Origin of the sequence: Streptomyces himalayensis subsp. himalayensis, assembly GCF_013778455.1 — a bacterium.
Lineage (GTDB): Bacteria > Actinomycetota > Actinomycetes > Streptomycetales > Streptomycetaceae > Streptomyces > Streptomyces himalayensis.
In genome coordinates, this window is record NZ_JACEHE010000003.1 from 222,308 (window position 1) to 249,171 (window position 26,864).

Annotated in this window: 16 protein-coding genes, 1 tRNA gene and 3 pseudogenes; 8 read left to right on the top strand and 12 right to left on the bottom strand. The window is 69.8% G+C overall.

Annotated features, from left to right (window positions below; genetic code table 11):
• Positions 1–309: 309 nt before the first annotated feature.
• Positions 310–400 (bottom strand) — tRNA-Pro (locus H1D24_RS07415).
• A gap of 831 nt (positions 401–1,231) precedes the next feature.
• Here H1D24_RS07415 and H1D24_RS07420 point away from each other — a divergent pair.
• Together H1D24_RS07420 and H1D24_RS07425 are read left to right on the top strand one after the other, a co-directional pair.
• Positions 1,232–1,671: pseudogene (locus tag H1D24_RS07420) on the top strand (SsgA family sporulation/cell division regulator).
• A 112-nt stretch (positions 1,672–1,783) separates the two neighbouring features.
• Positions 1,784–1,990, top strand: a complete 207-nt coding sequence (locus H1D24_RS07425) for a DUF5133 domain-containing protein (protein ID WP_181656577.1) — start codon at positions 1,784–1,786, stop codon at positions 1,988–1,990.
• A 320-nt stretch (positions 1,991–2,310) separates the two neighbouring features.
• On the opposite strand, the gene H1D24_RS07430 is transcribed toward H1D24_RS07425, so the two are convergent.
• From H1D24_RS07430 to H1D24_RS07475, 10 genes and pseudogenes are all read right to left on the bottom strand, one after another.
• The gene (locus tag H1D24_RS07430; protein ID WP_181656578.1) at positions 2,311–3,636 is read right to left on the bottom strand and encodes a GDSL-type esterase/lipase family protein; all 1,326 of its coding nucleotides are present in this window, start codon (positions 3,634–3,636) and stop codon (positions 2,311–2,313) included.
• Between the two features lie 25 nt (positions 3,637–3,661).
• Entirely contained in the window at positions 3,662–4,594 is a 933-nt protein-coding gene (locus tag H1D24_RS07435; protein WP_220136481.1) for a TIM barrel protein, read from the bottom strand.
• A 145-nt stretch (positions 4,595–4,739) separates the two neighbouring features.
• Positions 4,740–7,883, bottom strand: coding sequence for a PKD domain-containing protein (locus H1D24_RS07440; protein ID WP_181656580.1), 3,144 nt, complete (start codon positions 7,881–7,883; stop codon positions 4,740–4,742).
• A 70-nt stretch (positions 7,884–7,953) separates the two neighbouring features.
• Positions 7,954–8,130, bottom strand: a complete 177-nt coding sequence (locus H1D24_RS43525) for a hypothetical protein (protein ID WP_181656581.1) — start codon at positions 8,128–8,130, stop codon at positions 7,954–7,956.
• Positions 8,131–8,317: 187 nt separating this feature from the next.
• Positions 8,318–10,441, bottom strand: a complete 2,124-nt coding sequence (locus H1D24_RS07450; RefSeq protein WP_181656582.1) for a PQQ-dependent sugar dehydrogenase — start codon at positions 10,439–10,441, stop codon at positions 8,318–8,320.
• Positions 10,442–10,549: 108 nt separating this feature from the next.
• Positions 10,550–11,449 carry a sugar phosphate isomerase/epimerase family protein gene (locus tag H1D24_RS07455; protein ID WP_309484238.1) on the bottom strand — a complete coding sequence of 300 codons (900 nt, stop codon included), beginning with the start codon at positions 11,447–11,449 and terminating at the stop codon, positions 10,550–10,552.
• 265 nt (positions 11,450–11,714) lie between these two features.
• Positions 11,715–12,251 (bottom strand): annotated as a pseudogene (locus H1D24_RS07460) (Gfo/Idh/MocA family protein); the annotation flags it as partial.
• 1,185 nt (positions 12,252–13,436) lie between these two features.
• Positions 13,437–14,990 carry a purple acid phosphatase family protein gene (locus H1D24_RS07465; RefSeq protein WP_181656585.1) on the bottom strand — a complete coding sequence of 518 codons (1,554 nt, stop codon included), beginning with the start codon at positions 14,988–14,990 and terminating at the stop codon, positions 13,437–13,439.
• Between the two features lie 476 nt (positions 14,991–15,466).
• On the bottom strand, positions 15,467–16,141 hold the full coding sequence (locus H1D24_RS07470; protein ID WP_181656586.1) for a 4-carboxy-4-hydroxy-2-oxoadipate aldolase/oxaloacetate decarboxylase: 675 nt from the start codon (positions 16,139–16,141) through the stop codon (positions 15,467–15,469).
• Between the two features lie 18 nt (positions 16,142–16,159).
• A complete protein-coding gene (locus H1D24_RS07475) occupies positions 16,160–16,630 on the bottom strand; it encodes an aminotransferase class I/II-fold pyridoxal phosphate-dependent enzyme (protein WP_309484239.1) in 471 nt (156 codons plus the stop codon).
• Here H1D24_RS07475 and H1D24_RS07480 point away from each other — a divergent pair.
• Positions 16,609–17,250: a tyrosine-type recombinase/integrase gene (locus H1D24_RS07480; protein WP_181656756.1), complete on the top strand. Its 642-nt coding sequence runs from the start codon at positions 16,609–16,611 to the stop codon at positions 17,248–17,250. The genes H1D24_RS07475 and H1D24_RS07480 overlap by 22 nt on opposite strands.
• A 630-nt stretch (positions 17,251–17,880) precedes the next feature.
• The gene (locus H1D24_RS07485) at positions 17,881–18,024 is read left to right on the top strand and encodes a hypothetical protein (RefSeq protein WP_181656587.1); all 144 of its coding nucleotides are present in this window, start codon (positions 17,881–17,883) and stop codon (positions 18,022–18,024) included.
• Here the strand turns inward: H1D24_RS07485 and H1D24_RS07490 are convergent.
• Positions 18,011–18,550: an NADPH-dependent FMN reductase gene (locus H1D24_RS07490; RefSeq protein WP_309484240.1), complete on the bottom strand. Its 540-nt coding sequence runs from the start codon at positions 18,548–18,550 to the stop codon at positions 18,011–18,013. The genes H1D24_RS07485 and H1D24_RS07490 overlap by 14 nt on opposite strands.
• A 228-nt stretch (positions 18,551–18,778) precedes the next feature.
• Between H1D24_RS07490 and H1D24_RS07495 the strand changes: the two are divergent.
• From H1D24_RS07495 to H1D24_RS07510, 4 genes and pseudogenes are all read left to right on the top strand, one after another.
• Positions 18,779–19,626: pseudogene (locus H1D24_RS07495) on the top strand (helix-turn-helix domain-containing protein).
• Between the two features lie 448 nt (positions 19,627–20,074).
• A complete protein-coding gene (locus H1D24_RS07500; RefSeq protein WP_181656588.1) occupies positions 20,075–22,435 on the top strand; it encodes a plasmid pRiA4b ORF-3 family protein in 2,361 nt (786 codons plus the stop codon).
• On the top strand, positions 22,432–25,368 hold the full coding sequence (locus tag H1D24_RS07505; protein ID WP_181656589.1) for an SCO1167/SCO6262 family helicase: 2,937 nt from the start codon (positions 22,432–22,434) through the stop codon (positions 25,366–25,368). The genes H1D24_RS07500 and H1D24_RS07505 overlap by 4 nt, the downstream gene beginning before the upstream one ends.
• Positions 25,365–26,627: an SWIM zinc finger family protein gene (locus H1D24_RS07510; protein ID WP_181656590.1), complete on the top strand. Its 1,263-nt coding sequence runs from the start codon at positions 25,365–25,367 to the stop codon at positions 26,625–26,627. Before H1D24_RS07505 ends, H1D24_RS07510 begins: the two co-directional genes overlap by 4 nt.
• Positions 26,628–26,864 lie beyond the last annotated feature (237 nt).

The window sequence follows — 26,864 nt, forward strand, 5'->3', positions numbered from 1 at the left end:
CCGCCGGTCAGCGCGTCGACGACGGCAGACTGCACCTGATGGCAGGCGCCTTCGAAGTCCCGGGCGCGAACTGCAGGTGCGGCTGTAAAGCGCGCCGCGGCCGTTGGGAGCAGCAGGCCCGTCGCTCTGAGAGCACGGCCAACTCGACCGGATCGGGCGATAGGCGGTCAACATGAATTGACATCGCCGACGGCGACTGGAAGCGATGGGAGCACGGGGAGCAGAAGAGGGCTCCCAATCCGCTCCCAAACAAACGTTAGGGGCCCTCCAAAGAGAGCCCCTCACCTGCAAAAACATCCGACATCACAGTCGGGACGACAGGATTTGAACCTGCGACCCCTTGACCCCCAGTCAAGTGCATGGTCTTGGTATGAAGACTCTTGCAGCCATTCCGCGCCCGAGGGCGCAGTCATAGCTGGTTAGCTGCCATTGATACTCCTTCCGCTCCGACACTGGCTCGTCAGACGCACTTGAAGACGGAAACGCGTCGGCGGCGCTTCGTCCCGACGGGCTGGAGCGGATCGCGCCGTTGGTGCTGGAGCTGGTCGGCCGCGCAGAGCGCCTGACCCGCTCGCTCGGCGTACGCCTCGCCACCGCTGTCTCGCTGTCGGCGGACCCGTCCTCCATACCACTGCGTCCGGTGCGACCCGGGCCTTAGCGCGGCGCGAAGCGGGACGTAGGGCCTGGTGAACCTTGGCGCCGCAGAGCCCGAGTGCGGGGCCTCCGACCCCGGGCCGTGGCACAGTGTGTGAGATCAACTGCAATACGTGAGGAGATAGCGTTACAAGGTCTTCTCCACCGCCGTCACCTGAACTAGTGTGAGCGCCGTCACGCCGCGACGGTGCTGGATCGAGACCCGGCCCACGCACCGCCGCCTGGCCTACGAGCTGCTCAGCTATCCCTGCCCCTGCGCCGCCTTGCGGTGTGCGTCGGGGTGTTCAACGGCCCGGTCGGGACTCTCACGGATTCCGTACCGGCCTCGCTGTCCGGGGAGGGAGTCGGCTTTGTTCCACGCATGCGACAGGCCCATCGCCCTGCGAAGGCACCTTTTAGCGATGTACGAACCGTGAATGCCCTGCGCCCGAGGCCGCCTTGTCGTCGGCGCTGGGACACCGATAGCCGTCACACTGCACAGCAGCTCTGCGGTTCGGTTCGAGCCGCTTCCCCTTTCGTCCGAGCTGAACGGACTGTCGCCCGGTGAATGCGGGCTGAGCGAAAGGCTTTGGGCGCCATGAACACCACGGTTCACTGTGAGCTGCAGTTGCGGCTCGTGTACATGAGTGACCTGTCTTGCCCGGTGACCACGGGCCTCCGGTACGACACGGCCGGCCCCTACGCCGTGCACGCCACCTTCCACACCGGCCCCGAACAGCCGGTCGAGTGAGTTTTCGCCCGAGACCTCTGCTGGCCGAGGGCCTACACGGCCCCGCCGGCACCGGCGACATCCGCGTCTGGCCGGCACGGGATCGCGGACGGGGAGTGCTGTGTATCGCCCTCAGCGCCCCCGACGGACAGGCCCTGCTTGAGGCCCCGGCGCACGCTGTGGAGTCGTTCCTGAAGCGGACCCACGAGTCGTTCCTGAAGCGGACCCATGCAGCGGTGCCGCCCGACACCGAGCACCTTCACTACGACCAGGAAACGGAGCTGTTGCACCTGCTCGCGGAGAGCTGAGCCCCCACTCGTCGGGGGTTCGGCCACCTGAGCCTCGACCACTAGAGCAGCGCAAGCCGAACGACAGGAAAACGGGATCACGCTCCCGTGCGGTGCGGGAAAGGAAACCGAGATGCCGCTGATCAACTATTCCGTACTTCGTGACCTGCTCGACGAGTTCGATACGCTCACACCGCTGCTCAGCAGGGAATCGAACGCCCGGCGGCGACTGGAGGACGTGCAGTACACCGTCTGCGTCTACACCGGCCTGCGCGATCCCCAGCAGGCGGTGTCCCAGGCTCGCGACCTGCTCAGCCGGGCGGAGGTCGGACGAAGATGAGGCCCGGGCAGCGTGGGATGGTCCGGACACGCGCAAGTCGTGTAGGGGTGAAGAGAGTTGTCAGCACCCACAGGAGCTGGGCAGATCGCCCGTCCCGCGCGATGAGGTCTGTCTCGTCAACTGGTAGCTGACTATTGGCGACCGCACAGCGAACGGCTGGTTCCGCAGCAAGGAAGCTGCGAAACCAGCCGCTTGCGGCCAACGACGGGGCCGCCATCACGGCGGGGTACCCGACACCATCTCGTCTACCGGGAATGGCTCGGCCTAAGCGAGCAGGAAGTGACAGACCTGGAGAAGAGAGGTGGGAACTGCCCGGCTGCTCACCGGCCCGGGGATGACTCGCCAGCCAGGAAGCCCAGATCGATGACCTGCCCCATTCGCCGGTAGCCGTCTGCGTTGGGATGGATCATGTCTCCGGCGTCATACCGCGGATCGATGGCGTTCGGGTTGGCCGACCAGGAGACGACGGCGTCAAAGTTCATCACACCGTCGCACACACCACCGCAGTTCCCACCACGGAGGATCCAAGAATTGACCTCGAACCGTTCTTCGTTCTGAAGCGCCGTGTAGGTCAAACGAGGTGTGATCGTCGCAAACACCACCTTGACACCGCGTGCATGCGCTCGCTCTACGAGCCTTGTGAAGGCGGCGATGATCTGGTCCGCCCCACATCCGAAACCCAGGTCGTTGGTGCCCGCATAGACGAACACGTGGCTCACCCCGCTCAGGCCGAGAACGTCACGAGCGAACCGATCCTCGACGTTCGAGTAGGGTCCGCTGGCGATCGCACATTCCCTCGAGGCGGTGTTGCCCCCGATGCCCGCGTTGGCCACCGCGAACTGCGCATTGCCAGGGAGCTCGGCAACGATGCGCCGGGCGAGCACATCGCTCCAGCGCGAGTTCGGGGGCGCCGCGGGACCGGTGCCCATGTACCCGGTGGTCCGGCTGCCGGCGCCATCTGTCACGGAGCCACCCGTCACCACGACGGTTCCGCGGGCACTCGTAGTCGAGACGTCGACCGCCATGAGCATCAGGTGCGACGTCGTGGTGGTGGTGAAGGCACCGTCGTCGAGGTCACCAGTATGGTCCCCTGCTCCGGCCGCGGTGAGGTAGTTGGTGTCGAAGGCGGCGTCATGCGCGCTCGGAACCACGTTGCCGGGCACATGCATGCTGACCACGAGATCCTGCTGCTGAGTCGTTGCAAAACGCACGGGGTCGCTCACGACGTACTCTCCTGGCGGAACAACAACGCTGCGAGAACCGTCGAAGGTGGCGGCGCGCACGGTCCCCTTGACCAGCCGGGCGCCCGAATCACGCAGCCCTACCATCACGGCACCGATCTCCATCGGCTCCGTGCCGAGGGTGTTGCCGATCCGCACCCGAACCAAGTCACCACCCTGCGTCAGATGGACGATTGTCCTGACCGTCTGGTTCTCCAGCGACCCTTTTGTTGTGTGCTGGGCCGTCGCCCACGAAGCAACCCATCGCCGGCCGGATTCACCGCTCGCTTCTGAGGCTTCCGCACTGCCCGGAACTCCCGCGAGTAGGAGGCCGACAATGGCGGCGAGAACCAGCCAGACCGCCGCTGACCGCGGCCGTGCCTCCTCGGCCCACTGGCCGGTGAACAACGTGACGGGGCGTGGCATCAGCGTCTCCTTTCTCAGCGAGCAATCACCAACGGATGGTGGACAGAAGGTCGAAGCCGAGTCGCGCGGTTTCCATGGCGCTCTGCCCGGCGTTGTCCTGCTCGATGATGTATTCGGTGATGCCGAGGTCCGCCGCGGCCTGGAAGACGCGAGCGAAGTCGATCACGCCGGTGCCGGGGGCGGTGATGTTGCCGTTCTCGTCCATGTCCTTGACGTGGAACTGGCGGAACCGTGTCGGATGGGCCTCCAGCAGCTCGACGGGGTCCTGACCGGCCCGCCATGCCCAGTAGATGTCCAACTCGAAGTGCACCAGGCCGGGGTCCGTCTCGGCGAGCAGGATGTCGTAGCCGGTTCGGCTGGGGTCGTCGGGCAGCGGCAGGAACTCTGGGTTGTGGTTGTGGTAGCCGACCTCGATGCCGAAGATCCTGGCCTGTTCAGCCGCCTTGTTCAGGTCCTGGGCATACTGACCCCAGGCGAGCGACGGCGGGACCAGCGGGCTGAACAGTCCTGTCGCGATGAATGCGGGGAGCGGTTCCACCATGTACCGCTGTCCGAGGATGTAGGCGTCCTCGATCATCTTCCGCCAGCGCGATTCGTCGTAGGGATACGGCGACTGGTGGCCGGAGGTGGCGTGCAGTCCGTAGGCATCCAGCGCGGCCTTGAACTCCCGCGCCGTGCGGCCGTGGAAGCCTGCTTGTTCGACCTTGCGGTAGCCGATGGCCGCCAGCCCGGCGAACGTCGCCTCGAGGTCGGCGTCCATGAGGTCGCGCATGGTGTACAGCTGGATACTGACGGCCTCGTGCGGAACCCGGTGCTTGTCTCGCTGGGGCCGCTGTTGCTGCGGCGCGGAGTCCGAGGCCGCGAATGCGGTCGGAGTGCCGACTGCACCGGCGGTGCCTAGCACCGCCGCGGCGGCGCCCGCCTTCAGAAATCCGCGGCGGCTGACCAGCTCCCGCATGTCCGCGGGCCTTTCGTTACCGTAACCGGTGCACATAGTTTCCTCACTTGGGTTCGCGCCGAGGCTTCGATGTCCGCATGTGCTCATTGATCTGGGACCGGGGTCCGGCGGAGCACGCTGCATACTCCGTCGGAGCCTCCTGCGTTCAACGGACCACGGTGAAACTCCACGTCCGGGTGGAGGTGTTGCGGGACGGGTCTTCGGCGATCACGCGCACCTGGTGGGTGCCGGTGGCCAGCTTCTTGGCGGGCATGTGGGTGATCCGGTGGGTGTCCTTGTCGTAGGTGAACTCCACGGCTTGCCCGTCGAGGTACATCGTCAGGTGCGCGGTGGTGAGGTCGGAGCGGTCGTCCTGCACTGTCGCTCCGATCGCCGGTTGCCTGTCCGACGTCTCGGATCCGCCGGCCGGTGTGACGTCGCTGATCACTGGTGGCGTCGTGTCCGGCCCTTCGGTCACGGAGATCTTCACTATGTCGCGTTCGGCGTTCCCCTTCGCGTCGGTGACGGTCAGGACCGCCGTGTAGCTTCCCGGCTCGGTGTAGGTGTACCGCGCCGTGGCTGTGTCAGCGCCCTCGCCCGGCACCCCGAAGTCCCAGTGGTACGACAGTGCGTCGTCTTCGGGGTCACTGCCGCGGCCGGTGAACTCGACCGTGAGCGGCGCGGCACCGCTGGTCGGGGTCGCGGACGCCTGTGCCGTCGGTGGCGAGTTCAGCCCCGTGCCCACGAACTCGATGTAGTTCACCACCATCATGCTGTCGGCGTCGACGGGCGTCGGCGGCACCAGCGGATTGCGGAACACCAGGAAGACCTCGTGCGGGCCGCCCGGGTCACGCACCGGGATCTCGACCGTGGTCCAGCTCTGCGCACCGAGGTTGCCCGGCACCTGGGCCGATCCCAGCAGCGGACCATCCGGTGCGTCGGCGCGGACCTCGGCCTTGCCGCCGAGTGAGCCGGCGGCGATCCGCAGGTCGAGGCGGTCGATGCCGGTCAGGTCGACCGGCTTGTACGACACATGGTCGCCGTCCTCCAGCTCGCCGATGGCCCGGATACCACCGCCCTTCGGATCGGAAGCCTCCACCACCTTCACGCCGCTCTGGTGGGAGAAGTGCTCGGCCTGCTTGATCCGCGGCTGCAGCACGGCCGCGTCACTGCCGGTGAGCGAGGGAGTCCCGTCGGCGCCGCCGTCATCGGTGTAACTGGCCGAGACCACATAGAAGCTCGACTGGGTGTCCGGCTCCCACGCCGCGGGGATCGTCACGGTGCCCGAGCAGCCCGTGAAGCTCTGGTCCCCATGTGCGTGCTCGTTGTGGCCGAGCGCGGTCTCGACACGGACCCTGTTGCAGTCGATCGGCCCGTCCTGCGGGTCGGTGACCTTGACCTCGAACGAGAGCCGGTCGCCGTAGTCGTACACGCCGCCATCCGCGGGCCGCTTGATCGTCACGGTGGGACGGTCGTTGCCCACGATGATCGTCTCCGTCGCCGTCCCGGTCTTGCCCGCGCTGTCGGTGACGGTCAGCCGCGCGGTGAAGGTGCCGTTGCTGTTGTATGTGTGCGCGGGGTTGGCCTCGGTGGCGTCGGTGCTCCCGTCGCCGTCGAAGTCCCAGGCGTAGGTCAGCGGATCGCCCTCGGGGTCCCGGCTGCCGGCGCTGGAGAAGGAGACCGTGAGGGGTGCGGTACCGCTGGTGCGGTCGGCCGACACGCGGGCGATCGGCGCACGTGAACCATCCACGTAATTGATCTTGTAGATGGCTGCGTCCGGGCTCCCGCCGGCGTACATGCCGCCGTAGCTGGCGCTGCCGTAGTCCACGACGTACAGCGACCCGTCGGGGCCGAACTCGAAGTCCATCGGCGCCGCCATCGTCCCGGAGTCGAAGAACGGGTGGATCCGGGTCGGTTGGCCCTCGGCTCCGATCTCGATCTCCTTCATCCACCCGCGACTCCAGTCACCCATGAAGAAGTGGCCGTCGAAGTAGGAGGGGAACTTGGTGTCCGACACCAGCTCCGAGTCGAAGCGGTAGACCGGTCCACCCATCGGCGCCTCGCCACCGTTGCCGAACTCGTCGGTGGACTTACCGTCGTAGTGCACGGTGCCGCCGTCGTACCAGATCCAGGGATGCTTCGCAGGCGGCAGCTCGCGCAGGCCGGTGTTGTTGGGCGACTCGTTCACCGGCGCGTCGCAGTTGAACTTGGGGCCGGACTGCCCGGTGGCGAAGTCGTAGTCGTTGAAGTTCAGGTTGGGCCCACTGCAATACGGCCAGCCGTAGTTGCCGGGCTCCCGGATCTGGTTGACCTCGACCAGGCCGCCCGGTCCGCGGGTGTCCGACTCGCTGGCGGCGTCGGGGCCGTACTCACCGACGTAGAGCCAGCCGGTCTTGGCGTCGATGCTGAAGCGGAACGGATTGCGGAAACCCATGGCATAGATCTCCGGCCGCACCTTCGCGGAGTCGGCGTTGGGGTATTTCCCGTTCGGCCCGAACAGGTTCCCTTCCGGGATCGTGTAACCGCCGTCTGCCGTCGGTCGGATCCGCAGGATCTTGCCGCGCAGGTCATTGGTGTTCGACGACGTCCGCTGCGCGTCGTACGAGGGGTTGCGGTTCGGCCGCTCGTCGATCGGCGTGTAGCCGTCAGAGGAGAAGGGGTTAGTGTCGTCTCCGGTGGAGATCAGCAGGTTCCCTGCACGGTCGAAGTTCAGGTCTCCACCGACGTGGCAGCACAGGCCACGATCGGCGGGGATCTTCAAGACGACCTGTTCGCTCCCCCGATCCAGGGTGTCTCCCTCGAGCCGGAAGCGCGACACGTACGTTTCGCCCTTGTACCGCTCGAAGTCCTCCGCACTGCCCTCGGCGGGGGCATCACCCTCGTTCACGCCAGGCGTCGTGGGATCGTCCGCCGGGGTGTCCAGCTGGGGCGCGTACATGAGGTAGACCCACCGCGACTGCGCGAAGTCGGGTGGCACCGCGATCCCCTGCAGTCCCTCCTCGTCGTGCTTGTAGACCGGGATCCGCGCAGCGCCCGCCGTGCCGACGCCCTCTTCGCTGAGGAAGACCCGCCCGTCACGGGATGTGTGCAGAACGCGGCCGTCGGGCAGTACCGCGAGCGCGAGCGCCTCACCGACCTGATCCGGCCCCAGGGCCAGTGTGATCTGCTCGAACTTGTCCTCACCGGGAGGCTCGTCCAAGACCGTGTCGGCATAACCGGCCTGGCCGAGCACCAGCTGACCGAGGAAGAGGGCGCAGGCTATGAGGCCGGCGATGAGGCTGCGCGCGCGTGCGGGTATGGAAGTCGACACGAGGGGCCTTTCTGTGTTGCTCAGGTGCTGGGTCTCTTACCGCGCTCGCCGACTCCGGCGAGCTGCAGCATCAGGGCTCTGGCCTCAGTCGTCGCGAACGAGTCGCAGTCGGCAGCCGGTCGGAGCAGAGCAGGTACGTGAACCACGCGCCGCGCTCGGCCACAAGGACCAGGTTCCCGGCCCGTTCGTAGTCGAGGCCGTGGCGCGCCTTGCCACCGGTGTCCAGGACCCCGTCGACGCCAGGCAACTCGGCGCACACCTCGCGGACCCGCTTAATATCGGCGGGCCGCGCACGGAGACGTGCGCCACTTGATGATCGGCAACCGCGAACCCACGCGTGGTCCCCGGGTCGAGCAGCTCGCGCCGCCATGCTGCTCCCTTCGAGCCGGGACGGGCGGGGTCGGGAAGGACCGTCCCGACCCCGCCGGACATCGTCAGGTGGTCGGCTTCAGCACCACCTGGTCGGTGCCGGTCAGCGCCGGCAGGCCGTCGGCGCCCGGGTCGGTGTACGAGGCGACGAAGACGGCCGTGAGATTGTCCTGCGCCGGGTCGTGCCCGGACGGCACCGTGGTCTGGATCGTGCCGGTGCATCCTCTGGCCGTGGTCTGCGGGTGCCCGTGCTGGTCGTGGCCGAGGACGTAGGTCACCTGCACGCGTGCGCAATCGACCGGCTGGTCGTCGGTGACGCGGACCTCGAACTGCACGGCGTCGCCGAAGCGGAACGGCTGGCCTTCGACCGGCTTGACCAGGTCCACGACGGGCGCCTCGTTGCCGACCACGATCTCGACCGACGTGGCGGCCGAGCGCCCGCGTTCGGGGCCGCCGATGTCGGTGACCTTCAGCGTCGCGTGGTAGACGCCGTTCTCCTTGTAGGTGAACGTCGGGTTGGCCTCCCGGGAGTCCACCGTGCCGTCAGCGTCGAAGTGCCACTCGTAGAGCAGCCGGTCGCCGTCGGCGTCCTTCGTGCCCTCGCTGGAGAACGCGACGGTGAGCGGTGCCTTGCCGTTGGTCTGATCGGCCGAGAGGACGGGCGCCGGGGAGTGGTTGCCGTCCGGGCCTACGTAGTCGATCCGGGCCAGCTGGGCGTCCGGGTTCTCCCGGAAGTAGCCGTCACCGTATTCGAGGACGTAGAGCGCGCCGTCCGGCCCGAACTCCATGTCCATCGGATTGTCGAACGTCACCGACGGCAGCATCGGCTCGATCTTCGAGACGTCCCCGTTCGCGTCGAGGTGGAAGGCCTTAGTGTAGTCGCGGGTCCACTCGTAGAACAGCGGCACGCCGTCGTAGTACTCCGGCCACGCCACCGGGTGCCGGCCCAGGGTGGCCTGCCGGTCGAACTGGTAGACGGGGCCGGCCATCGGCCCGATCCCACCGGTGCCGAGGCCGGGGAACTGCGCGGACTGCCCGTACGTGTACCAGACCTCCGGCTGGGCGACCCGCGGTAGCTCGCGCAGGCCGGTATTGTGCGGTGACTCGTTCACCGGCGCCGCGCAGTTGAACGGCGCGCCGGAGGTGCCGGTAGCGAAGTCGTAGTCGTTGTACGGCATGTCCGCGGTCGCGCAGTACGGCCATCCGTAGTTGGCCGGCTTGCGCACGATCGCCCACTTGCCGTGCCCGGCCGGGCCCCGGCTCGGATTCGCCTGCCGTGCGTCCGGCGAATAGTCGGCGACGTACAGCTCGTCGTTCTCCCGGTTGATCTCGATGCGGAACGGGTTGCGCAGCCCCATCGCGTAGATCTCGGGACGCGTCTTCGGCGCCCCCTTCGCGAAGAGGTTCCCGTCCGGGACGTCGTAGCCGCCGCCGTCCTTCGGCCGGATCCGCAGGATCTTGCCGCGCAGGTCGTTGGTGTTCGCCGAGCTGCGCTGGGCGTCGTACGCCGGGTTGCGCTCGGGTCTCTCGTCGATCGGTGTGTACCCGCCCGACGAGAACGGGTTGGTGTCATCGCCGGTCGACAGGTAGAGGTTGCTGTCACGGTCGAACACGATGTCGCCGCCGACGTGGCAGCAGATGCCGCGGTCGACGGGGACGTCGATGATCCGCTGCTCCCTCGCGACGTCGATCTTGCCGTGGGCGAACTCGAAGCGGGAGAGCCGGATGGCGCCCTTGAAACGCTCCCAGTCCGCCGCCGTGCCGGTGGCGGGAGCGTCACCCTCGTTGACGCCCGGGGTCGAGGGGTCGTCCACCGGGGTGTTCTGCGGCGGCGAGTAGTAGAGGTAGATCCAGTTGTTCTTCTTGCCGAAGCCGGGGTCGACCGCGATGCTCTGCAGGCCTTCCTCGTCGTGCTGGTAGACGTCGAGGGTCGCCGCCCGTGTGTTCAGCCCGGTGGCCGGGTCGTGCATCCACACCGTCCCCGCGCGGGTGGTGTGCAGCACCCGCCCGTCCGGGAGAACGGCGAGGTCCATGGGTTCGCCGGGCGAGTCGTTGAGCGTCACCTTCTGGAAAGCGGAGTCCGGCGGCGGCGCGTTCTCCTCGGCGGCCGATATCGGCGGCGTTGCGACGAGTGTCAGGGCAGCCAGTGCTGCGGCTGCCGGCCACGTCCGTCCCGTGGTACGTAGCATGGTGATGCTTCTCCTTCAGTGGAGGGCGTCAGATGGTGGCCGGATCGCAATCCGCGCCGGGGCAGCGGCGGGGAAGCAGTGACGGTCCGGCCGCTGGGTCGTCCGTGTTCAGCCGCGCAGGTTCGCGATGGCCTGGTAGCTGCGCTCGGCGGCGCCGAACGACCCGGGCGGGTTGGGCTGGGTGCTGGGCGCGTTGTCCTGCTCCCACATGCTGTGGTGGGCGCTCTTCGCGCCGATCTTCCGGTAGAACTCATCGAACGGGATGTCGCCGGTGCCGAATTCGACGATGTCGTAGCCGTTGGGGTTCGCCTCGTTGGCCTTGCCGTCCTTGGCGTGGAACAGGGGGTAGCGGTGCGGGTGAACGGCCACGTAGTCGGCCGGCTCGAATCCCGGGTAGCGGTGCTGGCCCACGTAGGCCCAGTAGATGTCCATCTCGAGGAACACGTGGTCCGGGTCGGTCTCGGCGAGGAACACGTCGTAGAGCCGGGCGTCGGGCTGGTCGGTGGCGAAGGCGAACTCGCCCGCGTGGTTGTGCTGGTAGAGCTTGACTCCTCGGGCGCTTGCCGCCTCGCCCCACTGGTTGAACTCGGCTGCGGCGGCCTGGTAGGCGGCCACCGTGTTGATGTTGGAGGGTGCCTGCGCCGTGCCCACGTGCGGCATTCCGAGGATCTCGGCGTGGTCGAGCTCCCGTTGCAGGTTCGTGCGGAAGTCGTTGAGACTCCGGTGACTGCCCGCCGCCCGCAGCCCGTTGTCGTCGAGGAGCCCCCGGAGCTGCTCGACCGTGATGCCTGGCTCGGCGGGCGAGGTGTAGCCGGCGAACTCGACCTCCTGGTAGCCGATGCGCGACAACTCCTCGAAGACCTGCCGGAATCCGAGGTCCCGCACCTTGTCACGCACGCTGTAGAGCTGGATACCGACTTTGCCCTGCGGAATCAACCGCCCGTTGCCGGTGCTCGTCTCCGCGAAGGCTGCAGTGGGCAGCGAACCGGCGAGGGTAGCCGCGCTCACGGCAACAGTCGCGCCCGCAGTCCTCTTCAGGAATCCGCGACGGCTGAGGTTTCTCTCTCTCACTGTCTCTCCTTCGATTGGTGCGAACCGGACGTTCCGCCGAGGGCCTGGGCGAGCGAGGTGATGTCGCGGTCGTCCGCCGTCACCGCGCCTTTCCTACGGTGTACGCGCCCTCCACCTGCTGCCGGCAGCTGCCGTTGTCGGCGCTGCGTTCCTCCGCGGCAAGGACACGCTGCACCTGCAGTCCGTCGGCGAACGACGGGGTCGGGTCCGCGCCCTCACGGATCCAATCCTGCAGATACTGGGCCCGTACGTGCCGGATCGTGCCTGGCCGGCCGGCCTTGACGAGTCGGCGGGCGACCGTGCGCGCGGGCACCCGGCGGTAGTTGAACCCGACCGTCGACCGCACACCGCGTTCCGCTGCCGGCTCGGCCACCGCCGTCATGGCGACCGCTTCCTCCACGGTGTTGACCAGCGGCTTCTCGCACAGCACCTGCATACCTGCGGCCAGCGCGGCGATGGCGAGCTCGGCGTGGTCGTCGCCCGGCGTGCAGATGTCGACCAGATGCACGTCGTCGCGTTCCAGCAGCCGACGCCAGTCGGTCTCCACCGACGCCCAGCCGAAGCGCGCCACGGCGTTCTGCACACCGTCGGGGTCACGTCCGCAGAGCGCGGTCATCGCCGGTGAGACGGGGAGGTCGAACATCCGGCCCACGCAACGCCACGCCTGCGAGTGCACCGCTCCCATGAACGCGTACCCCACCAGGCCGACGCCTAGCGTCGGCCGACCGTCCTTCACCATCAAGCCTCCTGTCGATTCGTCAGCCGCAGCACCCGAGCGCACCAGAACGGCTCACTCGAATCCGACGGGGAGGTATTGATCGACGTTGTCTTGGTGGCCACGGCCGAGTACGTCGTGATGGAGGCCGGGACCTCACACTCGACCAGATCCCCCATGTCGTTGCTCCTCTGGGCGATGAGGCGAGCCAGCGACACCGCGGAGGAGGACATGCTCGCGTATACAGCACTGTCGCCCCCTCCACATCAGAAGTTCGTGAGGAAAGTAGCCACTTTCCACAAGTCGCGGAAGAACTTCGTCCATGATTCTTTTTCTTTTTCCTGCTGCTGGACAAAGTTATGGGGCGTCACGCCGCTCGTGCCCGCGGAGCACCGGACGCCGGCGTCAGCGCGGACGGCACCGCTTGCGCCCTACCGAGCACCACCAGGGCTCCGTACTCGAGCGGCCCGAACAAGCCGGGACCTACCCGCTCATCAGGAAGTGGTAGTCGCCCGAGCCGGCGCGGCAGAGGACCCCCGGATCCCCCTTCTGCCCGACGAGCATGACTCCTGGTCAGCGATTAGTTGGCCGCAAGGCCACGGCCCATGCCCGGGCGGAGGAACGCGAAGCAGGCATCGCTGAGTTGATTCGGCTGGAGGCAGAGCGGTGGTGCTGTCCTCGGCTGGTGGTCACGCAGGAGACGGTCGCCAAGGCTGATGGCTGAGACTCCTTGCGAGGAGACGGAGGCGACGCAGGCCGGGGAGGCGGTCCAACTTGCTGCAGCGACTGTGTCGTCGCCGATGGCGGGGAGTGGGAGACGCGAGTGGCCGGGGTGCTGACCGTGCCGCGGTGGCAGCCAGGGCCGACGGCGGACGTGCTGCCGAAGGTGTACCGGGATTGTCGAGCTTCTCCAACGCCATGTCGTACACGGCGGAGCCGAGCAGCAGCCCGCGCGTACTCCTCGGCGGCCGCGGCGGCGAGGACGACGGCCCCGGGCCGCACGTGCGGGGCCACAAGGCTCCTTCTCGGCCTCGCGGCGGGGGAACTGCTCAACCCGGGCAGCCTCGCCGCAAATTCCGTTGCGCGTTTGCACAGCGGAGTCAGCGCACGCGGCATGCCGGACCGCATCACTCCCAGCCCCGCTCTGCCCGTGCACGGCCGGCCACGGTTCCTGCCCGGTAGCATCGAGGGCCGTTCGAGGAGGTCCCGTCAGGTGAGCGAGGCGCGCCCGTCGAAGGCCTCCTCACGCGAACGTATGCGCATGGCCAGCCCGGCGGTCCCGGCCGCCTCCACGCCGATCATGGTCGTTCCAGCAGGGGCGTCGGCAGCGGGCAGCGTGACGGCAGGCCGACCGCCCGTGCTGGAGCTCTGCGTGGCGTCGTCTGCGGCGACAGTCCGCTTCGCCGCGGTCTTCGCCGGCTTCTCCAGGACGATGCCCTCCTCGATGGGCGAGCCGTCCAGCGCCCAGTACTCGCCGAGCGTGAGGCGACTCATTCCGTCCGCGGTGAGCGGGTCCACCTCGACCTTCAGCGTGCCGATCTTGAATGCCTGGCGGTACGCGGACCAGGCCGGCTGCACGGGGTCGAAGGAGTCCTGCACCGCGCCGCCATTCCCGCACAGGATGTACGCGGTGCCCAGGTCGAGCCGGTTGGGGATATCGGCGACGACCTGGTCACCGCGCAGGACATGGCTGCGCTCGTAGTTGTGGTCGTGCCCCTGGAGCACCAGGTCGACCGAGTAGCGGGCGAACAGTTCCAGCCACGCCTCGCGTACGCCCTCATCCGAGCCGTGCCGGGAGGAGGAGCTGAAGGCGGCCTGGTGCATCAGGACGACGATGAAGTCGACGCCCTTGTCCGCGTGCGCGGCGGCGAGGGCCTTCTCCACCCACTGCCGCTGCCGCCCTCCGGTGTAGCCGATGTTGTGCTTGATCTCGCTGTTGACGTCGTTGTTGTCGACGCTGATGAACACGGCGCTGCCGTAGCGGAAGGAGTAGAAGCAGTTCTGCAGGTCGTCGTAGCCGTTGCCGGGCAGCGAGAACCTGGTGAGGTAGGGGTCGTAGCCCAACTCGCCCCAGCTGTCCCCGGTTCCCAACACATCGAGCTGGCTCTCGATCTCGTGGTTGCCGATGCACGGCATCCACGGCGTGGAGGTGGCCATGGGCGAGATCATGTCGAACCACTCGTCCCACAGTTTCTGGTCGCCGTTGGCGTACGCCAAGTCGCCGACGATGGCGTGGAAGGCCGGGTTGAACGACTGCGCCAGCTTGGTGTTGAGACTCGGCTGGATGGGCTGCTGGGCCGTGGTCGCCAGGTCGGTGCCCTGGTCCCCGAAGGCCGTGAAGGTGAACGGCTCCCGCCCCCGAGGCCCGGTGGTGAAGCCGTTGGCCGGGGTGACTGTCTTGTCGTCGTGCCCGATGCGGTAGCCGTAGCTCGTCCCGGGAAACAGCCGCGTCAGCCGGGCGTGGTGGAAGTAGCCGGGGTAACCCGGGTACTGCACGGTCCGCGCGGTGACCCGGTCGTCCGCCAGCTGGACGAAGGGATTGCGTACCGGTCCCGGGGTCATCCAGCTGACCGTCATCTCGCGTGCCGCGTCGGCGCCGAAGGACACATGGACCTGTGAAACGGGAGTCTCCGCCCCGTACGCGGGCTGGCGCCAGAACCACGCCCCACCCGCGGCAGCAGCACCCACCGCGCCGACGACCGCACTGCGTCGAAGGAAGTCCCGCCGGGACACGTACGGCCGGTGTGCATGTGAATGACCCATGGAGCGGACCGTAGGGTCATTGGATGAACACGCAACCACCTGCGGGTGGCCGATTCCCGACGCCCGGCCCCGCGCTCCCGCCGCTTCTTCCGGGCACCACCGATGCGCGTCACCGTCAGGTGTGACTGTCGCAGCACCGAGCAGGCACATGAGGTACCTGCGCATACTTTTCAGTCCCGTGTGCGCGGTTTCGGGTGGCCGGAGCGTCAAATGAGCGTAAAACGACCGACGGATACCACGACGCACGCCCCCGCGGCCACCGTCCGCTGAGTTGCCCCCACCTTTCCCGTCAAACGCCACAAGGGCGCCGCGGCGCGTGTGCTGGTCTGCGTGCCGCCTTCCGCAGCATGGCTGATGGGACGCGCCAACCGAGCACTACGGGTGGTACTCCAGCAGGACAGGGCCGGGGCGGAAGGCAGCACTCTCGTCTCCGGCCATGTCCTGTGCCAGGGTGGGCCACTCGGCGACTCACCTCGCTACTCCTCGATCACCAGCCCTTTTGCCGCGAGAAGCGGCGTGAGATTGCAGATCTCGATGACCGTCTTGCCCGCTCGGTACGCGGAGATGTAGCCCGCCTCGGCGTCGTCCCGCTCCTGGGACGCGGTGACCACCTCCGCGGCGTCCTCGCGGCGTACGACGACCACGCCGTCGGCGTCGGCTCGCATCACGTCTCCCGGGTGGACGAGTACCCCGCCGATGGTGACCGGCTCGCACATCGGTCCGATGGTCTCCTTGACCGTGCCCTTGATGGAGACGCTGCGGGAGAAGACCGGCAACCCCAGGGCGCGCAGGTCCTCGGTGTCCCGGACACCGGTGTCGGTGATCAGGCCGCCGAGGCCCTTGGCCTGGCATGCGTTGGCGAGGACGTCTCCGAAGGAACCCGCCTCCTCGTAGGCGCCCGCGGAGACGACGATGACGTCCCCCGGGCGGACGTAGGCGATGGCGGTCTGCAACATCAGGTTGTCGCGTGGTGCGCACTGGACCGTGAAGGCGGAGCCGCACAGGGACATGCGGTGGTCGACCGGCTTGATGGTGGAGTCCAGGGCCCCGAGCCTGCCCTGTGCCTCGTGGATGGTGGCCGAGGAGAGGGCACTCAGTTGCTCGACCACGGCGGCGTCCGGCCGCTCGAACTTGGTGCTGCCGCGAAGCATGATGGCCTTTCGGACGGATCAGACGGAGGTGGCCGGGGACAGGCCGGCGCAAGCCGCCGCGATGCGCGCGCACGCCCCGGTGAGGACGTTGGTCGACGTGGCGAACGAGATGCGGAAGTAACCGGGTGCGCCGTACGCGGCTCCGTGGATCACCGCCACCTGCCGGCTGTCCAGCAGGTAGCGGGCGAAGTCCTCGTCGCTCCGTATCCGGCTTCCCGTCGGTGTGAACCGGCCGATGACCTCCTGGCAGTTCACCAGGAGGTAGAAGCCTCCGTCGGGGGCGGTGCAGCTCAGCTGGGGAACATCGTTGATGAACTTCACGGTGGCGTCGCGGCGTCCGCGGTAGACGCGCACGGTTTCCCCGACGTAGTCCTGCGGTCCCGTGAGCGCGGCGGCAGCGGCGGCCTGGCTGACGGAGGAGGGGCAGGAGGAAGTCTGGGACTGCAGTGTGTTGATCGCGGTACACCCTGTCCGCCGTCGACAACGCACGGCTCGTCCTCACCGCGCCGAAGACTCGCAGCAGCAAGAACTGGGTCGCCATCTCCCCACGCGTGGCGGCCGCCCTCGAACGCCGCGCCGCCGCCCGCAACACTGCCGATGACCCGACGGATCAGTACACCGGCCTCGTGTTCTGCCGCCCCAACGGACGACCACTGCGCCCGCAGACGGTCCTGGACCGCTTCCGCCGGCTGGCGGCGGAAGCCGGCGTACCCCGCGTCACCCTGCACGACCTGCGGCACCTCGCCGCCGCCCTCACCATCACCGCCGGCATCCCGCTGACCGTGGTGTCGAAGACCCTCCGGCACTCCACGCTGTCCACCACGGCGAACATCTACAGCCACCTCACCCAGCAGGCCGCCCGCAGCGCCGTCGACGCCATCGACACCCCCTCACCCACGCCGACCGAGACGGTCACCGCGCCGGCACTGGCCCAACTGGCTGCGACCACGCCGCGGCCACTCAACCTGGCTCGCCAGCCAGCCGAACCCCGTCTACTCCCCGTCCCGGCCGCCAGTTCACCCGCCGCATCCCAACCGCAGGGCATCGATGCGACCACACCGCGACCACCACGGCCGCAAACACGGAAAAGGCCGCCTCCTCATCTCTGAGAAAACGGCCTCCGACCTGCGAAGGCGCTGGTCGGGACGACAGGATTTGAACCTGCGACCCCTTGACCCCCAGCGGTCGACCTCGGTTTGAAGACTTGTGCAACCGTTCCGCGCCCGCGAACGCAGTCATAGCCGGTTACCGGACATCGATGCCCCGTCCGCTCCGACAGTGGCTCGTCCGACGCACTTGGAGACAGCAACAGCCGACGAACTCGCGGACACGGGCGGCGGTGATGCCCTCTCGCTGCTCGACGGCGAGTGGGTCGCGCCTCGAGTTCGATGAGTGGGCCGAGGCCGACGGCGCGGGTGTAGACGTTACTCTCCAGAGTGAGGGGGAGGCCTGGTGGACGGAGCCCGGCTGCTCGATGACGAGAGCCCCAATGTCGCACACATGATGGCGTTTCGGACCTCTCCCCAGAGATCGCCGAGCAGTTGGAGCACGCCCAACAGTGCGGCTGGTTCGCCGGGCGGTCGGCTGACCACCCTTCCGGTGGAGACCCTGCGGCGCCTCGCCACCGATTCCGAGCCCCGCGATCCAGGCCCTGACCACCGCCTCCCCGGCCTTCCGGCGAGGCTGCCGGTTGACGAGGTTCCGTCCGCCGCTCGATTGCCGATCACCCAAGCCTGCTGGTGCCGGCGGCTCTGCTGCGTCTCCTCGCCGACCCGATGGAGCGGGCCGTGGAGACCGCGGCCCGCTCCGCCGCCTTCCCGGCTGGTGCGGTCGAGCGGCTGCTCGCGCCAGCGGGGGCCGCGAAGGGAGTTACCGGCTCGTGACGTAGGGGCGGTCGCGGCGGGCGTCATGGAGGACCGAGCCCCACCAGAGCAGCTGGTCGAGCATGACCTTGGCGGCGCCTTCCGGGCCCTCCGGGTCGAGGAGTGTGCCGTCCGGGGAGAAGAGCAGGTAGTAGCGGGGGAAGGAGACGTAGTCGCGGACGGTGTGGGCCTGCAACTCGTTGAAGACCTGCTGCAGTTGCTCGATCGCCAGCAGGCCGCCGCTGGCTCCGCTGTAGCCGACGAAGCCGATCGGCTTGGCCTGCCACTCGGTGTAGTGCCAGTCGATGGCGGCCTTCAGGGAGGCCGGGAAACTGCGGTTGTAGTCGGGCGTCACAACGACGACTGCATCGGCAGCCTTGAGCCGCCGGGTCAGTCCGGCCATCCCGGCGGGACGGGGCAGCTCGGGCTGCATCGCCGACGGCACGGACGGCAGTTCGAGCGGAATGTCGGTGTCCGCCAGATCGATCAGGTCGACCGCGAACTCGCCCTGCCATTCAGCCTGTTCGATGAACCAGTTTGCTACCACCGGGCCGAAGCGCCCCTACCGGACGCTGCCGACGATCACTGCGAGGTTCAGCCGCTCACTGGGCATGGTTGTGCTCCTCTTACGGGGTGGTTGGGTGGCTGACCCCCAGGCGGGGCCCGCGCAACTCCAAGCTGCCGGGCGGGCGGAGGAGGAGGAGGAGGAAGGCCGCGCGGAGAGTGGTAGTGGCAGGCCACGATCCGGTACGACACCGGGTGTTACGTTCGTCGAGTGAGCGACAACGAGCTGGGCCTGTTCCTGCGCCTGCGCCGTGAGGCCGTTACGCCGACCGAGGTTGGGTTGCCTGCAGGGCCGCGCCGCCGTACCCCCGGACTGCGCCGCGCGGAGTTGGCGACGCTTGCCGGGGTCAGCGTCGAGTACGTCACCAGGCTGGAGCAGGGGCGGGATCGGCGGCCGTCGGCGCAGGTGTTGTCGGCGCTGGCGGACGCGCTGCGGCTCACCGCCAGCGAGCGGGTCCACCTGCACCGGCTCGCCAAGGGCGCTGACGCAGGCTTCAGTTGCATGGGCGGGGCCGGGCCGAACAGGGTGGTGAGGCCCACCGTGCGGGCGCTGCTCGACCGCTTGGAACCGGCGCCCGCTGTGGTGCTGAACCGGCTGAACGGGATCCTGGCCTGCACGGACGGGTACCGGCGGCTGGCCGAGCCGAACGGGGTGCTGGACGGCGGCCGACCGAACCTTGCGCGCTTCGTCTTCACCGATCCGCGGGCGCGCACCGCCTACCCGGACTGGGACAAAGTCGCCGACGAACAGGTCGCAGCCCTCAAGCAGGGGCCGGGACAGTCCGATGCCCATGTCGGCGCGTTGATGAACGAGTTGGCCCTGTCGTGCGGGGCGGAGTTCGCCGGGCGGCTGGAGACACTGCCGGGGCTGCCGCGGGTGAGCGGAGTCATGCGGGTGGTCCATCCGGAGGTGGAGGAGTTGCGGCTGGCATACAAACGCTCGAACTGGCCGCCGACGACGACCAGCGGCTCGTCGTCCACCTACCGGCCGACGACGCGACCGCCGCCGCGCTCGACCGCCTCACCGGCCGTCACCCAGGCGCCCTCCGGGCAGTCTGAGCGGGCAGCCATCGGCGTGTGCGAGGAACTGCACGGGGCGGAGGTAACGGCGTTGTGCCTTCCGCAGCACGCAGTTCGCCTGGATCCCCGTGGGCGTCAGGTTGATCACACCGTGGGGTTCCGGGGTGGCGCGGCCAGGGCCGTGGGAGGTCAGCGACGAGCTGTTGGCAGTGATCGGGCTCGGACCGACGGGTCCGGGAACCGCTGCGCCCGGCGAAGGTCCCGTTCATCGACCTCATCGCGGCCGCGTCCTCGTACGGCAGCTCGGCGAAACAAAACACTGCGTGCCGCGGCAGCCCCGCACAAGATGCGGCCCGCGCGCAAGTGAGACTGGGGGATTCCGTCAAGCGACCGAGCCGACTGCTCCCGGCTGCAAGAATGACCTGGCCATCCGTTCGGCGTACAGTGGCGGGCACGCTGTGTGCCCCGACGCGTATGCCTTCGACAAGTGGGAAGCCCTCAAGCCATGGCCGCGCAGCGCAGCTCCGCCGAGCACATTCCTTCCGTCCACCAGCTCAAGGTCGGTCTGGAGGGGGTGAAACCGCCGGTGTGGCGACGGCTGGTGGTGCCCTCGGACATCACGCTGGGGTCGCTGCACGACGTAATCCAGGTGGCGTTCGGCTGGGAGAACATGCACCTGCACGCCTTCGAGGACCGCTCGGGCGGGCGGTACGCCCCGCCAGAAGACGCCAGCGTCCCGGTCTTCGACGAGGAAGAGGCCGCCCTCGTGGACGTCCTGCCGCGTACCGGCGACCGTATGGACTACACCTACGACTTCGGCGACGACTGGCTGCACCGGATCGCGGTGGAGGCGGTACACCCCGCCGAGGAGGGCGACGGGGAGCGCGCGCTGTGCATAGGCGGGCGGCGGGCCATGCCCCCCGCCGAGGACCTTGGCGGCGTGTGGGGGCTGGCCGAGCTGCTGGAGCGGTACGAGGACGGGGAGCGCCCGATCCCCACGGTCGTCCGGCACGGCGGTGAGGAGTGGGCGGAGTACGACAGCCTGCGTGACGAGGTGCTGGTGGGCCTTTACGAGGAGGGCTTCGACCCGGCTGCCTTCGACCCCGCCGAGCTCACCCGGGAGCTTACGCAAGTGCCGCTGCGGCGGGCGGCGGGCACGCGGCGCAAGGGGTGCGGCGAGGCGGGTGGGCGCCAGGCCCCTCCGAGGACGTACCGCTGCGAGTGCGGCAGTCTGCACCCGCTGCCCGGCGGCGCGGTCCCGCTCACCGACGGAGACGGGGTGGGCGAACAGGCGTCGCTGTCCGACGTCCTCGACGAGTCGCTGTCCGACCTCTTCGATGCCGCGGACATCCGGCTCCCTGCCGTGCGGCTGCCTGGCGAGGCGGAGCTGGCTCGCGCGGTGCGCGAGGGGCCCGCGTTCATGGCGGCGGTGCGGCTCGGACACTGGTGCGGCGGAGAAAGAAGGGCCCGAAGGGCTTCCGCAGAAGGGCGGTGGCGGGAGACGGGCGGGAGAGAGCTGACCCCGAAGGGGCTGCTGCGGCCGAAGCTCGCCCGGCAGGCCGTGGAGGAGGCCGAGCTGTGGCGCATCGACCCTGAGGAATGGGGCGATCCCGAGGGGCGGGCTGCACGGCTGGCGAAGATCCGCAGCGCAGCCGACATGGAGCTGGTGGACCTGCCCTGGGAATGGGCGCTGAGCTGCGGCTTCGTCAAGGTCGATGCCAACCGCGCACACGCCGGCGACGAGCTGCCGGACCAGGACGACGACGCCGCGCTGCTGGCCGCCTGGCAGGGGGCGGCGGCGGGCGCGGCGATCGAACTCTCCCTCAACTTCCCCGCGCTGGACGGGCCACTGGGCGGTGTGGCGCCGCTGCGGGCGCTGACCGACGAGGTCCCGCCGCTGGTGTTCCTCATGCTGCTCGCGGCGTACGGGCTGCCCGACGGGGAGTGGCTGAATGTCGCCGACTACTTCACCGGCGGCCTGGAGGGGTTGCCCGAGGGTCCGGCCCGGCGGCTGGTGTCGGCGCTGCTCGTCGACCAATACCACGACACCGCGGGGACACTGGAGCTGTTCGGCGCCGCCGAGCGCGAAGGCCACGAACCGCCGCTGGACGCTTCCCTCACCCTGCTGTTCGACGGCGGCGGGCCGAGCACACTGCCCGCCGGCCGGTTCAGGCTCACCCCGCTGGGCCGCTCGGGTCTGCGCGCGCTGCTGGTGCAGGTGGGCGTCCCGGCGCCGGTGATCGGTTCGCTGGCCCAGGCGGACGCCCGCGACCTGCTGACCGCGCTCGCCTCGTACCCCTCCGAGACGGATGCGGCGGCGGAGGTGGAGGGCTGGCTGGCGGCGCGCTCCACGGCGGACGCGGCGGTGCAGGTGGTGGACGCCTGCGACGGTACGGAGCCGGCCGACGCGCTGCGCCGGCTTCAAGCCCCGCGGGTGCTGGCCGCCGTACTGGAAGCGGACCGCACCGGGCGGGTGAAGGCAGTGCTGCGCAAGGCCGCGGTCTCCCAGGTCACCGGCTGCGCGCACGCGGCAGCGTCCATGCTGCGCCGGATCGGAGAACCCGCCGAGGGGCAAGCCCCGTGGGGCCTGGAGTGGATGCTGGTGGACGGCGCTCTGCCGTTCGCCAAGGCGGGCGAACAGGCACTACGCGAAAGGCTGCTGGCCGGTCCCGAGGACGGGAAGCGTCCGCTCGACCAGGTGGCCGAACGCGCTGACGACCTGTGGCGCGCCGGCCACCCGCACGCCGGCGAGGTGCTCGGCGCGTTGGCCGACGCCGTCAAGCCCCTCGACAAGGCCCTGGCCAAGCGGCTGCGGAAGGCGGCGTTCAAGGCGGGGAGCGCCGCGTGAGCCGACTCGTCCGGGACATCACCACCGATGCCGTGCCGCTCGCGGACCCCGCTGCCGCGGCCTGGGCACGCGAGCACCTTGCCGCCGGCGGCTGGGCCGCCGTGTTCGCGCCGGCCGAACCGGGGCAGCCGGCCCGGCTCGGCCGTCTGGTCCTCTACCGGCCCTCCGCTGCTGCCCGCCCCGTACCCGCCTCGACCGCCGTACCTCAGGCGGTGGAGCGGGTCCGGCTCGAGCTGGTCCTGCCGCACGGCGGCGGGGTGCGCACCCGCACCGTCGAGGGGTGGGCGCTCGACCCCGGTGGTGCGCTCGCCCTCCTGCTCGATCCTTCCGAGGCCGCCGTACACCCGTCGCTCGCCGCATGGGCGGCCGTCGCCCGCCGCGCCTTGGAGCTGCTGGGCGAGGGGCGCCTGTACCCGGCGCTGACCTCCGACACGTACCCCACCTGGCGCTTCGGGCCGCCCGGCGCGCGTGGCCGGCGGGACCTGGACGCGCTGGCCGCCGCTCTGCCCCCGCACGCCCACAACCTCCCCGCGCCCCAGACGGACCGCACAGTGCCGCAGATCGCCGAACCGGCCACCCTGGTACGGGAGTTCTGCGACGCGCTCGCGGACGCCCTGCCGCGCACCCCGGCCGCGCGCTGGGCCGCGCCCGGGAATCCGTACGCCGACCGCGCGACCGCCCTGCATCCGGGGCTGGCCGAGTGGGCGGCCGAAGCCGCCTCCGAGCGGGCCGCGCAGGTCGGTGTGGAGCTGCGGGTGGAGCCCCCGGCCGGGCGGCGCCGCGCCTTCCAGGCCGTGCTGCAGCTGCGCACCGCGGCCGACCCCTCGCTGGTCTTGGACGCCGCGGAGCTGTGGGCCGACCCCGTGCGCACGCAGCGCCTGCTTGGCCCGCACGCCGAGGCCGAGGCGCTGCTCGCGCTGCGCCGCGCCGCCCGCGCCTGGCAGCCGCTGACCCGCCTGCTCGCCGAAGCCGCCCCCAGCGCGCTGGGGCTCGACGACGAGGAGGCCATGGAGCTGCTGGGGGATGCCGCCAACGCGCTGCGTACGGCGGGTGTGTGCGTGCACTGGCCGCGCGAGTTGGTCAAGGCCCTTGAGATGCGGGCGGAGATCGGGGCGGCGACCGCGCCCGGCGCGACCGTGGACACCCTGCTGGGCCGCGACGCCCTGCTCGACTTCTCCTGGCACGTGGCGCTCGGCGGCGAGCAACTCACCGAGGGCGAGCTCGACCTGCTCGCCGAGGCCCGCCGCCCGCTGGTCCGGCTGCGCGACCAGTGGGTCGTCGCCGATCCACGGCTGGTGGCCCGCCTGAAGCGGCAGCGCACCCGCGGCCTCGCCCCGCTCGACGCCCTCCAGGCGGTGCTCACCGGCGAGGTGGAATGGGACGGCGAGCGCGTGGCGGTGGAAGCGGCCGGCGCCTTCGGCGAGCTGGTCGCCCGGCTGCGCGACCCCGACGCCCGCGCCCCGATCCGCGTACCGGAGGGCCTGACGGCCACCCTGCGCGACTACCAGAAACGCGGCCTGGCCTGGCTGGCGGACATGACCCGCCTGACGCTCGGCGGGATCCTCGCGGACGACATGGGCCTGGGCAAGACCGTCACCCTGCTCGCCCTCCACCTGCACCGCCAGGAGCAGCCCGACACCGCGGGCCCCGCCCTCGTGGTCTGCCCGGCCTCGCTGCTCGGCAACTGGCAGCGCGAGGCCGCCCATTTCGCCTCCGCCGTCCCCGTGCGCCGCTACCACGGCGGTGAGCGCACCCTCGACCACCTTGCCGGAGACGAGCTCGTCCTGGTCACCTACGGAGTGCTGCGCAAAGACCGGGAGCGGCTCGCCGCCGTCAAGTGGTCGCTCGTCGCCGCCGACGAAGCCCAGCACGTCAAGAACCCGTACGCCACCACCGCCCGCGAGCTGCGTGCCCTGCCCGCCCGCGCCCGCGTCGCGCTCACCGGCACCCCGGTGGAGAACAACCTCTCCGAGCTGTGGGCGCTGCTCGACTGGACCACCCCCGGTCTGCTCGGCCCGCTGTCCGCCTTCCGCGACCGCTTCGCCAAAGCCATCGAGCGCGGCGCACTGGGTGCGGACGGCGACGAGGAAACCGCCGAACAGGCCCGGCAGGCCGCCGGGCAACTCGCCCGTCTCACCCGCCCGTTCCTGTTGCGCCGCCGCAAGTCCGATCCCGGCATCGCCCCCGAGCTCCCGGCCAAGACGGAGACAGACCACCCCATCACCCTCACCCGCGAGCAGGCCGCCCTGTACGAGGCGCAGGTCCGCGAGACGATGGCCCTCATCGAGAAGGCGGACGGCATCGCCCGCCGAGGGCTGGTACTCAAACTCCTCACCGCGCTCAAGCAGATCTGCAACCACCCAGCCCACTACCTGCGCGAAACCGGCCCACTGCCGGGCCGCTCGGGCAAGCTGGAACTCCTCGACGAACTGCTCGACACGGTGGTCGCCGAAGACCACAGCGCCCTGGTCTTCACCCAGTACACGCAGATGGGCCGGCTCCTTGAGCGGCACTTCGCCGACCGCGGCATCCGCGCCCGCTACCTGCACGGTGCCACCCCCGTACCCCGGCGCGAGGACATGGTCGCCGCCTTCCAGCAGGGCGAGTTCCCCGTCTTCCTCCTCTCCCTGAAAGCGGCCGGCACCGGCCTCAACCTCACCCGCGCCACTCACGTCGTCCACTACGACCGGTGGTGGAACCCCGCCGTCGAGGACCAGGCCACCGACCGCGCCTACCGCATCGGCCAGGACCGCCCCGTCCAGGTCCACCGGCTCACCACGCAGGGCACCGTCGAGGACAAGGTCGCCCGCCTGCTCGGCGCCAAGCGCGCCCTCGCGGACCAGATCGTCACCTCCGGCGAGGCCGCCCTGACCGAACTCTCCGACGCCGACCTCGCCGAACTCGTCGCACTGTCCCACGGAGCCGACGCATGACCCCCGCACGCAAAGCCCCCCGCACCGGCAGCCGCGCCTTCGCCGCCACCTGGTGGGGCCAGGCCTGGGTGGACGCCCTGGAGGCCTCCACCCTCGACGTCGGCCGCCTCTCCCGCGGCCGCACCTACGCCCGCAAGGGCATGGTCGGCCCGGTCACCGCCGCCCCCGGCGTGCTGCGCGCCGAGGTCGAGGGCAGCGCCCCCTGGCCGTACGACGCCGCAGTGCACCTGCGCGTCCTCACCGACGCCCAGTGGAACACCCTCCTCGACGCCATCGCCGCGCAGGCCGGCCGCACCGCCGCACTCCTCGACGGCGAGATGCCCGCCGACCTCGTCGACGACGCCCGCGCCGCCGGCGTCCCCCTGCTGCCCGAACCGGACGAACTCGACCCGGAATGCTCCTGCCCCGACTGGGGCTACCCCTGCAAACACGCCGCCGCCCTGTGCTACTCCACCGCCGCCCATCTCGACGACGACCCCTTCTGGCTCTTCACCCTCCGCGGCCGCACCAAGGAAGCGGTCCTCGGCGCGCTGCGCACCCGCCGTCAGGCCCGCACCAACACCGCACCACAAACCGCCGACATGCCCCCCGGCCAGGGCGTGCCCGCCCGCGACGCGTTCGCCTCCTTCAGCGACGTTTTCACCCCGCCCGCCACCGAGACGGCCGAGGGCGCGCCCGGCGAACCCGAGGCGGCCCCTCACCCCCTCACCACCGCGCCTCCGCCCGGCGCCCCCTTCACCCTCGACGATCTCGAAGCACTCACCCATGACACCGCTCAGCGCGCCCGCCGCCTCGCCGCCGGGCACACCGCCTCGCTCACCTGCACCCCGCTCGAGGACGCCGTACGCCTCGCCGCGACCGGCATCAGCGAGGACTGGTTCCACCAGCTCACACGCGCCACCGGCCTGCCCCCTCTCGACTTCGCACGCCTGGTCCGTGCCCTGCGCCACGGCGGACCCGCCGGCGTCGCCGTCGCCCGGGGGCCCCTCACCCCCGACCCTGCCGCCATGGCCGCCGCCCGCACCGCCCTCGCTGACCCCGACAACGCGGACGACACCGTCGGCACGGTGCGGCTGCGCGCCTGGCGCAACCGCCTCACCGCCGACGACGAGGGCGTCCAGATCCGCCTCGGCCCCGACAACCGCTGGCACCCCTACACCCAGGAAGACCGCGGCGCCGAATGGTGGCCCTGCGCCCCCGCCACCGCCGACCCCGTCGCCGCCCTCCTCGCAGCCCGCACCGCCACCGCGCCGCGCTGACACAACCACAGACTCCCGCCTCAGTTCGCCAACCGATCCGCATGAGCTGGGTGACCGTGGCCTTGGAGCAGTGCTTCCGAGCGGCGATCCGCTTGACAACGTGCCGCTGCTTGCGCGGCACGTCCGCGTCGGCCCGCAACCAAGCATCAACGGGCTTCTTGTACGGCTTCATGCACGGCGAGACCCGCACCCGGCGTCGCGGCGTCGGCACCGGGGAGGCCAACGCCTCACACAGCA

Coding starts and splice junctions, on each gene's coding strand:
- H1D24_RS07470 (WP_181656586.1), bottom strand. CDS start 16,141: ATGCTTCGCGGCAGCACCAAGTTCGAGCGGCCGGACGCCGCCGTGGTC.
- H1D24_RS07425 (WP_181656577.1), top strand. CDS start 1,784: ATGCCGCTGATCAACTATTCCGTACTTCGTGACCTGCTCGACGAGTTC.
- H1D24_RS07435 (WP_220136481.1), bottom strand. CDS start 4,594: ATGCGGGAGCTGGTCAGCCGCCGCGGATTTCTGAAGGCGGGCGCCGCC.
- H1D24_RS07430 (WP_181656578.1), bottom strand. CDS start 3,636: ATGCCACGCCCCGTCACGTTGTTCACCGGCCAGTGGGCCGAGGAGGCA.
- H1D24_RS07450 (WP_181656582.1), bottom strand. CDS start 10,441: ATGCTACGTACCACGGGACGGACGTGGCCGGCAGCCGCAGCACTGGCT.
- H1D24_RS07510 (WP_181656590.1), top strand. CDS start 25,365: ATGACCCCCGCACGCAAAGCCCCCCGCACCGGCAGCCGCGCCTTCGCC.
- H1D24_RS07465 (WP_181656585.1), bottom strand. CDS start 14,990: ATGGGTCATTCACATGCACACCGGCCGTACGTGTCCCGGCGGGACTTC.